The sequence below is a fragment of the Pseudomonas sp. NBRC 111138 genome (assembly GCF_001320835.1).
In the GTDB taxonomy this organism is placed as follows: Bacteria; Pseudomonadota; Gammaproteobacteria; order Pseudomonadales; family Pseudomonadaceae; genus Aquipseudomonas; species Aquipseudomonas paracarnis.
This window is the reverse complement of sequence record NZ_BCBO01000031.1, coordinates 122,715-131,477: the sequence shown is the minus strand read 5'-3', so window position 1 is coordinate 131,477 and position 8,763 is coordinate 122,715. Positions and strand designations below refer to the sequence as shown.

Annotated in this window: 8 protein-coding genes; 6 read left to right on the top strand and 2 right to left on the bottom strand. The window is 60.3% G+C overall.

Going from position 1 to position 8,763, the window contains the following annotated elements:
- The 3 genes from APH41_RS06275 to radA all read left to right on the top strand — a co-directional run.
- Window positions 1–1,282: catalase (locus APH41_RS06275; protein WP_054918037.1), on the top strand; the 1,282-nt coding region annotated here is incomplete at its 5' end.
- Window positions 1,283–1,339: 57 nt separating this feature from the next.
- Window positions 1,340–1,879 (top strand): ankyrin repeat domain-containing protein, encoded by a 540-nt coding sequence (locus APH41_RS06270; RefSeq protein ID WP_054918034.1) that lies wholly within the window; start codon window positions 1,340–1,342, stop codon window positions 1,877–1,879.
- A 35-nt stretch (window positions 1,880–1,914) separates the two neighbouring features.
- Window positions 1,915–3,282: a DNA repair protein RadA gene (gene radA, locus APH41_RS06265; RefSeq protein ID WP_003194313.1), complete on the top strand. Its 1,368-nt coding sequence runs from the start codon at window positions 1,915–1,917 to the stop codon at window positions 3,280–3,282.
- A 68-nt stretch (window positions 3,283–3,350) separates the two neighbouring features.
- Here the strand turns inward: radA and APH41_RS06260 are convergent, their stop codons facing one another.
- A complete protein-coding gene (locus APH41_RS06260) occupies window positions 3,351–3,719 on the bottom strand; it encodes a PilZ domain-containing protein (RefSeq protein WP_054918033.1) in 369 nt (122 codons plus the stop codon).
- Between the two features lie 174 nt (window positions 3,720–3,893).
- Between APH41_RS06260 and APH41_RS06255 the strand changes: the two genes are divergently transcribed.
- The 3 genes from APH41_RS06255 to yjiA all read left to right on the top strand — a co-directional run bounded on the left by APH41_RS06255 (window position 3,894) and on the right by yjiA (window position 7,285).
- Window positions 3,894–5,960 carry a carbon starvation CstA family protein gene (locus APH41_RS06255; RefSeq protein WP_054896154.1) on the top strand — a complete coding sequence of 689 codons (2,067 nt, stop codon included), beginning with the start codon at window positions 3,894–3,896 and terminating at the stop codon, window positions 5,958–5,960.
- 14 nt (window positions 5,961–5,974) lie between these two features.
- Window positions 5,975–6,172 (top strand): YbdD/YjiX family protein, encoded by a 198-nt coding sequence (locus APH41_RS06250; RefSeq protein WP_054918032.1) that lies wholly within the window; start codon window positions 5,975–5,977, stop codon window positions 6,170–6,172.
- Window positions 6,173–6,328: 156 nt separating this feature from the next.
- Window positions 6,329–7,285: a GTPase gene (yjiA, locus tag APH41_RS06245; RefSeq protein ID WP_014720013.1), complete on the top strand. Its 957-nt coding sequence runs from the start codon at window positions 6,329–6,331 to the stop codon at window positions 7,283–7,285.
- A gap of 189 nt (window positions 7,286–7,474) precedes the next feature.
- Here the strand turns inward: yjiA and glyA are convergent, their stop codons facing one another.
- The gene (gene glyA / locus APH41_RS06240) at window positions 7,475–8,728 is read right to left on the bottom strand and encodes a serine hydroxymethyltransferase (protein WP_003194304.1); all 1,254 of its coding nucleotides are present in this window, start codon (window positions 8,726–8,728) and stop codon (window positions 7,475–7,477) included.
- Window positions 8,729–8,763: the final 35 nt, after the last annotated feature.

Sequence of the window (8,763 nt, the reverse complement as noted above, 5' to 3'; positions counted from 1 at the left end):
CCATGGCACCTTCACCGTGACCGACAACCTCAGCGACCTGACCAAGGCCAAAGTGTTCGCCGCCGGTGAAACCACACCAGTGTTCGTACGCTTCTCGGCCGTGGTGCATGGCAACCACTCCCCGGAAACCCTGCGTGACCCACGGGGCTTCGCCACCAAGTTCTATACCGCCGAAGGTAACTGGGACCTGGTCGGTAACAACTTCCCCACGTTCTTTATTCGGGATGCCATCAAGTTCCCGGACATGGTCCATGCCTTTAAACCGGACCCACGCACTAACCTGGACGATGACTCGCGCCGTTTCGACTTCTTCTCCCATGTTCCAGAGTCCACTCGTACACTGACCGAGTTGTACTCGGACTCCGGCACCCCTGCCAGTTACCGCGAAATGGACGGCAACGGCGTACATGCCTACAAGTTGATTAACGCCAAAGGCGAAGTGCACTACGTCAAGTTCCACTGGAAGAGCCAGCAGGGCATCAAGAACCTTGATCCCAAGCAAGTTACCGAGGTGCAGGGGCGTGACTACAGCCATATGACCCATGATCTGGTCACGCACATCAACAAAGGCGACTTCCCTAAGTGGGACCTGTATGTGCAGGTGCTCAAGCCTGAAGACCTGGTCAAGTTTGATTTCGACCCACTGGATGCCACCAAGATCTGGCCGAATGTGCCCGAGCGCAAAGTCGGGCAAATGGTGCTGAACCGCAACCCGGCCAATGTGTTCCAGGAAACCGAGCAAGTCGCGATGGCCCCGGCCAACCTGGTACCGGGTATCGAGCCGTCGGAAGACCGCCTGCTGCAGGGGCGCGTGTTCTCCTACGCCGATACGCAAATGTACCGCCTGGGCGCGAACGCCCTGCAGTTGCCGATCAACGCTCCACGGGTCACCGTCAACAACGGCAACCAGGACGGCGCGATGAACGTCGGCAAGACCACCACCGGCGTCAACTACCAACCAAGTCGCCTGTTGCCGCGGGAAGAGCCGCAAACCGCACGCTACAGCCAGTCGCCGCTGTCGGGCAGCATCCAGCAGGCCAAGATTCAACGTGAGCAGAACTTCAAGCAGGCCGGTGACCTGTACCGCTCCTACACCAAGAAAGAGCGCGAAGACTTGATCAACAACTTCGGCGGCTCATTGGCCACCACCGATGACGAGAGCAAGCACATCATCCTGTCGTTCCTCTACAAGGCGGATCCGGAATACGGCACCGGCGTGGCCAAGGTCGCCAAGGGCGACCTGGCTCGCGTGAAGGCGCTGGCGGAAAAACTGACTGACTGATTCGTTGGTTGCGGTCGGCGCCTTCACGGGCGTCGACCTTTGGCAGGAGAACACCCTATGCGTATCTCTATCGGCTTACTGATGGCCATGCTGGCCTTTACCGTTCATGCCGAGTCCCCCGACCCGGTGGCGCTCAAGGCGCAGTTGCAGGGCTACTATTTCGACGCCGCCCGTCGTGGCGACCTCGACATGCTCAACACCTTCATAGAGTCCGGCTACGGCCTCAACGCCCAGGATGACAAGGGCTACACCGCGTTGATCCTGGCTGCTTATCACGGCCAGGGCCCGTATGTGGGGCGTCTGCTCGATGCCGGCGCGGACGCCTGCGTCCAGGATAAACGCGGTAACACGGCGTTGATGGGCGCCATCTTCAAAGGCGAGCTGAAAATCGCCCAGCGCCTGTTGGCCACCGACTGCAACCCTGACCAGCGCAACGGCGCAGGGCAGACCGCCGCCATGTACGCCGGGTTGTTCAAGCGCGTCGAATTGTTGGGCGCGCTGCAAGCCAAAGGCGCAGACCTGAACGCCGAGGACCCCGTGGGTAACAGTGCTTCACGTTTAGCCAAGGGCGAAATCCGGACCCCAGCGTCGCGCTGAGCTATCATCGCGGTTTTTCGGTTGGAGGTTCTCACATGGCAAAGGCCAAGCGCATGTACGGCTGCACAGAGTGCGGCGCGACCTTTCCCAAATGGGCGGGCCAGTGCTCCGAATGCGGCGCGTGGAACACGCTGACTGAAACCATGATCGAGAGTGGCGGTGCCGCGGCCCCCACCGGCCGTGCCGGCTGGACCGGGCAACAGGCGCAGATCAAGACCCTGGCCGAAGTCAGCGTCGAAGAGATCCCGCGCTTTTCTACCGCCTCCGGCGAATTGGACCGGGTATTGGGCGGTGGCCTGGTGGATGGCTCAGTGGTATTGATTGGCGGTGATCCGGGCATCGGCAAGTCCACGATCCTGCTGCAAACCCTGTGCAGCATCGCCAGCCGCATGCCAGCGCTGTATGTCACCGGCGAAGAGTCCCAGCAGCAAGTGGCCATGCGTGCCCGACGCCTGGGCTTGCCCCAGGACCAACTGCGGGTCATGACCGAAACCTGCATTGAAAGCATCATCGCCACGGCGCGCATCGAAAAGCCCAAGGTCATGGTCATTGACTCGATCCAGACGATTTTCACTGAACAACTGCAATCGGCCCCTGGTGGCGTGTCCCAGGTACGTGAAAGCGCGGCGCTGTTGGTGCGTTACGCCAAGCAGAGCGGCACGGCGATCTTCCTGGTCGGCCACGTGACCAAGGAAGGCGCACTGGCCGGGCCACGGGTGTTGGAACATATGGTCGACACCGTGTTGTATTTCGAAGGGGAGTCCGACGGTCGCCTGCGCCTGCTTCGGGCGGTGAAGAACCGTTTTGGCGCCGTCAACGAACTTGGGGTGTTCGCCATGACCGACCGGGGGCTGAAAGAGGTCTCGAACCCCTCGGCGATTTTTCTCACCCGCGCCCAGGAAGAAGTCCCAGGCAGTGTGGTGATGGCCACCTGGGAAGGCACCCGGCCGATGCTGGTGGAAGTCCAGGCGCTGGTGGATGACAGCCATTTGGCAAACCCACGGCGGGTCACACTGGGCCTGGACCAGAACCGCCTGGCGATGTTGCTGGCGGTGCTGCACCGGCATGGTGGCATTCCGACTCACGATCAGGATGTGTTCCTTAACGTGGTGGGCGGGGTCAAGGTGCTGGAGACTGCGTCCGACCTGGCGTTGATGGCGGCGGTGATGTCCAGCCTGCGTAATCGGCCGTTGCCCCATGACTTGTTGGTGTTTGGCGAGGTGGGTCTGTCGGGCGAAGTGCGCCCGGTGCCGAGTGGGCAGGAGCGCTTGAAGGAAGCGGCCAAGCATGGCTTCAAACGGGCGATTGTGCCCAAGGGCAATGCGCCGAAGGAGGCGCCGCCGGGGTTGCAGATTATTGCTGTGACGCGGCTGGAGCAGGCGTTGGATGCCCTGTTCGAATAATCCGCAGCACCGCTGAACCCCTGTGGGAGCTGGCAAGCCAGCTCCCACATTTTGATTGATGTGCGTTTTCAGATCTCCAGCAGGGCGCCCAGCTCGCGCTCCAGTTCTTGCTCATCACCCAGGTTCAACTCAACGAACCTACGCAAATGGCTGATCGAATCCAGATCAATGTGTTTGCACACAAAGCCCAATTGGCCCTGATCTTCATGGGTCAGCCGCGCTTGCATCTTTATATGCGTCTTCTGGTCCAGGCGTATGTCGACGTCAAAGGGCAGCGCTTTATTTCCCTTCCAGTTGTCAGGCCGTTCCACCAGCAATCCCTTGAGTGATAAATCCACCAGTTTTACCGGCCATTCGCTGCCGTTTTGCCGAAGTTCGGCCGTGGCATCAAAGGCGATCCGGCGAAAACGGCGACGTTCGGACGCATGCTCGGTCATGGTAAAGCCCTCTGTGAATGGGAGGAGTGTAGCCCGGGGCCATCAAGGGGCGTTTATTTCGGCTTTTTTTAGCGGTTGAAGGCTCTAGACCAACGTAGGGGGCTGGTCTTTGAGGCCAGTAGCGCTAAACTCGGGCTGGCTGTCCTTTCTGTCCACCCTGGCTGGAATATAAAAATGAAAAATAATAATAGCCTGCTACGCCACTTACCCTGGCTGGTGCTGGCAATTGTAGGAGCGTGCGCCCTGGGCGTAGTGGCCTTGCGCCGCGGCGAGGCGATCAACGCCTTGTGGATTGTGGTCGCTGCTGTGGCTATCTACCTGGTTGCGTACCGTTACTACAGTCTGTTCATCGCCAACAACGTGATGCAACTCGATCCACGGCGGGCAACCCCTGCGGTGGTCAACAACGATGGTCTGGACTACGTACCAACCAACAAACACATTCTTTTCGGTCACCACTTTGCGGCGATTGCCGGTGCAGGCCCGTTGGTCGGCCCGGTGCTGGCGGCGCAAATGGGCTATCTGCCCGGTACCCTCTGGCTGATTGCCGGGGTGGTGCTGGCCGGTGCGGTGCAAGACTTCATGGTCCTGTTCCTGTCCACCCGTCGCAATGGCCGTTCCCTGGGGGACATGGTTCGCGAAGAGATGGGCCGCATTCCCGGGACCATCGCGCTGTTCGGCTGCTTCCTGATCATGATCATCATCCTCGCGGTGCTGGCGCTGATCGTGGTCAAGGCCCTGGCCGAGAGCCCATGGGGCATTTTCACGGTGATGGCGACCATCCCGATCGCGATGTTCATGGGCATCTATATGCGCTACATCCGCCCGGGCCGCATCGGGGAAATCTCGATCATCGGCGTGCTGTTGCTGCTGGGTTCGATCTGGCTGGGCGGGCAGATTGCCGCTGATCCAGAGTGGGCCAAGGCGTTCACCTTCACCGGTATCCAGATCACCTGGATGCTGATCGGCTACGGCTTCGTGGCTGCTGTGCTGCCGGTGTGGCTCATCCTGGCGCCCCGCGACTACCTGTCGACGTTCCTGAAAATCGGCACCATCATCGCCCTGGCGATTGGCATCCTGGTCACCATGCCTGACCTGAAAATGCCGGCACTCACCCAGTTCATCGACGGCACCGGCCCGGTGTGGAAGGGCGGCCTGTTCCCGTTCCTGTTCATCACCATTGCCTGTGGCGCGGTCTCGGGCTTCCATGCGCTGATCTCCTCGGGCACCACGCCCAAGCTGCTGGCCAGTGAAAGCCACGCCCGTTACATCGGTTACGGCGGCATGCTGATGGAGTCGTTCGTGGCCATCATGGCGATGGTTGCCGCTTCGGTGATCGAGCCTGGCGTGTACTTCGCCATGAACAGCCCGGCTGCCATTGTCGGTACCGACGTGGTCACCGTGGCGCAAACCGTCAGCAGCTGGGGCTTTGCAATTACCCCTGAGGCGTTGTCGGCCGTTGCCCACGATATCGGCGAAACCACCATCCTGGCCCGTGCCGGCGGTGCGCCGACGTTGGCGGTGGGCATCGCGCAGATCCTGCACAGTGTGCTGCCAGGTGAAAATACCATGGCGTTCTGGTACCACTTTGCGATCCTGTTCGAAGCGCTGTTCATCCTTACGGCAGTGGATGCCGGTACCCGCGCCGGTCGTTTCATGCTGCAAGACCTGCTCGGTTCCTTCGTGCCTGCGCTCAAACGCACCGAGTCGTGGACTGCCAACCTGATTGCTACCGCAGGCTGCGTGGCGATGTGGGGTTACTTGCTGTACCAGGGCGTGATCGACCCGCTGGGTGGCATCAATACCTTGTGGCCGCTGTTCGGTATCTCCAACCAGATGCTGGCCGGTATCGCGCTGATGCTGGCGACCGTTGTGCTGATCAAAATGAAGCGTCAGCGCTACATCTGGGTGACCATGTTGCCAGCGGTGTGGCTGTTGATCTGCACCACCACCGCAGGCTTCATCAAGCTGTTCGACGCCAACCCGGCGATCGGCTTCCTGTCGCTGGCCAAGAAATACAGCGATGCCCTGGCTAACGGCCAGATCCTCGCCCCGGCCAAGAGCATCGACCAGATGCAACACGTGATCTGGAACGCCTACACCAACGCAACGCTGACGGCGCTGTTCCTGTTCGTGGTGTTCAGCATCCTGTTCTATGCGCTCAAAGTCGGCGTCGCCGCCTGGGGCAACAAAGAGCGTACGGATAAAGAAGCCCCGTTCCAGGCTGTACCGGACGCATAACGAGGATTGCAGACATGTTCAATGACCTCAGTCGCCTCGGTAAATACCTCGGTCAGGCCGCCCGCCTGATGGTCGGCATGCCCGACTACGACACCTACGTCGAGCATATGCAAACCAAACACCCGGACAAGCCGGTGATGGACTACAAGGCGTTCTTCCGGGAGCGCCAGGAAGCCCGTTACGGCGGCAAGGGTGGGCCCAAGTGCTGCTAAGTTGGTAAAACGGCTGTACCTGTAGGAGCGAGCTTGCTCGCGAAAAACGCAAGGACACCACGTGCAGCCAGACAGCACGCGTTATCGTTGACGTTCTTCGCGAGCAAGCTCGCTCCTACAGTTGTTTTTGCGCCCTCATATTTCAGGAGAATCTCTTTGTCCTCTCCCATCCCCGTCACCATCCTCAGCGGCTTCCTCGGTGCCGGCAAGACCACCTTGCTGCGCCACCTGCTCAAAGCCGAGCACGGCTTGAAAATCGCTGTGATCGAAAACGAATTCAGTGACGCCGGTATCGACACCCAGCTCTTGGGCGACGAGCCGGTGCAAGTGATGACCCTGTCCAACGGCTGCGTGTGCTGCACCATCCACACCGACCTGACCAAAGCCCTGTACCTGTTGCTGGAACGCCTGGACAGCGGCGAGATCGCCTTCGACAGGCTGGTGATCGAATGCACCGGCCTGGCCGACCCTGCGCCGGTGGCCCAGACCTTCTTCATCGACGAAGAGCTGCGCGAACGCTATATCCTCGACGGCATCATCACCCTGGTGGATGCGGCCCACGCCGAGCATCATCTGACCCAGACCATCGCCCAGGCCCAGATCGGCTTTGCCGACCGCCTGTTGGTGAGCAAACGCGACCTGGTAGACGACGCCAGCTTCGACGCCCTCAGCCAGCGCCTCACCCGCATCAACCGCCGTGCTCCAATTCGTGTGGTGGATCACGGCAAGATTGACCTGGCCGAATTGCTGGATGTGCGCGGCTTCAACCTCAATGCCGGCATGAGCCTGCGCCCGGTCAGTGCAGCGCCTTCGGTCGACCGTATTTCCAGCCTGGTGCTGCGCACCGACCAGCCGCTGGATATCGACCGTCTCAGCGAGTTCATGAACGAACTGCTGGAAGACCATGGCAAGCAACTGCTGCGTTACAAGGGCGTATTGAACATTGCCGGAGAAGACCGACGCATGGTGTTCCAGGGCGTGCTGAAGCTGTATGGCTTCGACTGGGATACCGAATGGGCCGAGGGCGAGGCGCGGGAGAGTGTGATCGTGTTTATTGCCGATGAGCTGCCCGAAGACAAGATCCGCCAAGGCTTTGAGCGGGTCTACCAATAAACCCAGGCTTGTAATGCAAACAAATGTGGGAGCTGGCTTGCCTGCGATAGCGGTTTTCAGTCAGCCCATCAGTGACTGACCCACCGCCATCGCATGCAAGCCAGCTCCCACACTTGACCCTGTTTCAAATTGAAATCGGCATAAAAAAGCCCGGCTCATGAGCCGGGCTTCTTATTCACGCAACTGCCATCAAGCGCCGTATACCGGCAGCTTCTTGCAGATGGCCTTGACCTTCTCACGTACCGCGTCGATCACGGCTTCGTTGTTCAGGTCGGCCAGGATGTCGCAGATCCAGCCCGCCAGTTCCTTGCACTCGGCTTCCTTGAAGCCACGGGTGGTCACTGCCGGGGTGCCGAAGCGCAGGCCGGAGGTGACGAACGGCGAACGTGGGTCGTTCGGCACGGAGTTCTTGTTCACGGTGATGAAAGCTTTGCCCAGGGCAGCGTCAGCATCTTTACCGGAAATGTCCTGCTTGATCAGCGACAGCAGGAACAGGTGGTTTTCGGTACCGCCGGACACCACGTCAAAACCGCGCTCGATGAACACGCTGGCCATGGTCTTGGCGTTCTTGACCACTTGTTGCTGGTAGGTCTTGAACTCAGGCTGCAGTGCTTCCTTGAAGCAGATCGCCTTGGCCGCGATCACGTGCTCCAGCGGGCCGCCTTGGGCGCCCGGGAAAACGGCGGAGTTGAGCTTCTTCTCGATCTCGGCGTTGGCGCGTGCCAGGATCAGGCCGCCACGTGGACCGCGCAGGGTCTTGTGGGTAGTGGTGGTGACCACGTCAGCGTAAGGCACTGGGTTGGGGTAAACGCCCGCAGCTACCAGACCGGCCACGTGGGCCATGTCGACGAACAGGTAGGCACCGACCTTGTCGGCGATTTCACGGAAACGTGGGAAGTCCAGGATCTGCGAGTAGGCAGAGAAACCGGCCACGATCATTTTTGGCTTGTGCTCGACGGCCAGGCGCTCGACTTCATCGTAGTCGATCAGGCCGTTGGCATCGATACCGTACTGAACGGCGTTGTACAGCTTGCCGGAGGACGAAACCGTGGCGCCGTGGGTCAGGTGACCGCCGTGGGCCAGGCTCATGCCCAGGATGGTGTCGCCGCCTTGCAGCAGGGCCAGGTACACGGCGCTGTTGGCTTGGGAACCGGCGTGTGGCTGGACGTTGGCGTAATCGGCGCCGAACAGCTCTTTTGCACGGTCGATGGCCAACTGCTCAACCACGTCGACGTACTCGCAACCACCGTAGTAGCGCTTGCCTGGGTAGCCTTCGGCGTACTTGTTGGTCAGAACCGAACCTTGAGCCTCCATCACCGCAGGGCTGGTGTAGTTTTCCGAAGCGATCAGCTCAATGTGCTCTTCCTGGCGCACGGCTTCTTGCTCCATGGCGGCGAAGAGATCGGCGTCGTACTTGGCAATAGTCAAATCACGGCTGAACATGGCGGTCCTCAAGGATCGGGGGCAGAAAAGGAGGG